Source organism: Mycobacterium sp. 852002-51971_SCH5477799-a (genome assembly GCF_001667145.1).
Taxonomy (GTDB): domain Bacteria; phylum Actinomycetota; class Actinomycetes; order Mycobacteriales; family Mycobacteriaceae; genus Mycobacterium.
On sequence record NZ_LZIF01000009.1, the window covers coordinates 1 to 567 of the forward strand.

Below are 567 nucleotides of genomic sequence, written 5' to 3' on the forward strand. Positions count from 1 at the left end.
CAACCACCCATCGAGCACGAACAACGCCGCCCCACCCACCGGCGCACCGATCGGCGGGGCCCCCGACCCCGCCCGCAACGGGGCGCTGAGCGTGACATACACCGTGGTCTCCGTCGGCCCGTAGCCGTTGACCATCACCCGCCCCGGCGCCCACAGATCCACCACCTCCGCCGGGCACGCCTCACCAGCGATCACCAACGCCGTCGACTCCAGCTCCTGCGGGGACAACATCCCCACCGCGGACGGCGTCTGGGTCAACACCGTCACCTGTTCGGCGACCAACAGAGCCTGGAATTCCTGCGGGGAGCGGGTGACGTCTTCGGGCACCACGACCAGCCGCCCACCGTGCAGCAGCGCGCCCCAGATCTCCCACACCGAGTAGTCAAAGGCATACGAATGGCACTGCGTCCACACCTGTGTCGTCGGCAGCTGGGGAAGCGAGGACTCCGCCAGGTGGGCCAGGTTTCGGTGGGTGATGGTGGTGCCTTTGGGGGTTCCGGTGGTGCCGGAGGTGTAGATCAGGTAGGCGATGTCGTCGGGGGTGGGGGGCGGTAGTGGTGTGTTCGG

Annotated in this window: 1 protein-coding gene; it reads right to left on the reverse strand. The window is 68.4% G+C overall.

Features of this window, described 5'->3' with window-relative positions:
* A partial coding sequence (locus A5753_RS00660; RefSeq protein WP_156655844.1) for an AMP-binding protein occupies positions 1-567 on the reverse strand: 567 nt, incomplete at both ends.